At 68.6% G+C, this 936-nt stretch carries 1 pseudogene; it reads right to left on the reverse strand.

Features of this window, described 5'->3' with window-relative positions:
- Nucleotides 1-936 (reverse strand): annotated as a pseudogene (locus ACTMVF_RS42365) (alpha-1,4-glucan--maltose-1-phosphate maltosyltransferase); the annotation flags it as partial.

Raw genomic sequence — 936 nt, forward strand, 5'->3', positions numbered from 1 at the left:
CGGGGGCGCAGCTGGTACTTCTCCGAGTGGAGGTATTCCTCGCTGCCGTCGCGCAGGGGGGTGTTCTCGCACAGTTCGTAGCCGCTGTAGATGCCCCAGGTGGGCGAGAGGGTGGCGGCCAGGACGGCGCGCAGCTCGAAGGCGGGGCGGTCGCCGTGCTGGAGGAATTCGTGCAGGATGTCGGGGGTGTTGGCGAAGAAGTTCGGCCGCATGTAGGCGGCTGCCTCGCCGGAGAGTTCGGTGAGGTACTCGGTGAGTTCCTGCTTGGTGTTGCGCCAGGTGAAGTAGGTGTACGACTGCTGGAAGCCGATCTGGGCCAGGGTGTGCATCATCGCCGGGCGGGTGAACGCCTCGGCCAGGAAGATCACGTCCGGGTCGGTGCGGTTGATGTCGGCGATGACCTTCTGCCAGAACACGACCGGCTTGGTGTGCGGGTTGTCCACGCGGAAGATCCGCACCCCGTGGGCCATCCAGTGCCGCAGCACGCGCAGGGTCTCGGCGATCAGGCCGTCCATGTCCGCGTCGAAGGCGACGGGGTAGATGTCCTGGTACTTCTTGGGCGGGTTCTCGGCGTAGGCGATCGTGCCGTCGGGGCGGTGGTGGAACCACTCGGGGTGTTTGTGCACCCAGGGGTGGTCGGGGGAGCACTGCAGGGCGAAGTCCAGGGCGATCTCCAGGCCCAGCTCTCCGGCCTGGGCCACGAAGTGGTCGAAGTCCTCGATGGTGCCCAGGTCGGGGTGGATCGCGTCGTGGCCGCCCTCGGGCGAGCCGATCGCCCAGGGCACGCCGACGTCGTCGGGGCCGGCGGAGAGGGTGTTGTTCGGGCCCTTGCGGAAGGTGGTGCCGATGGGGTGGATGGGCGGCAGGTAGACCACGTCGAAGCCCATCGCGGCGATCGCCGGGAGCCGGCGCGCGGCGGTGCGGAAGGTGCCGTGG

The organism is Streptomyces sp. SD31 (genome assembly GCF_052068475.1).
Classification (GTDB): domain Bacteria; phylum Actinomycetota; class Actinomycetes; order Streptomycetales; family Streptomycetaceae; genus Streptomyces.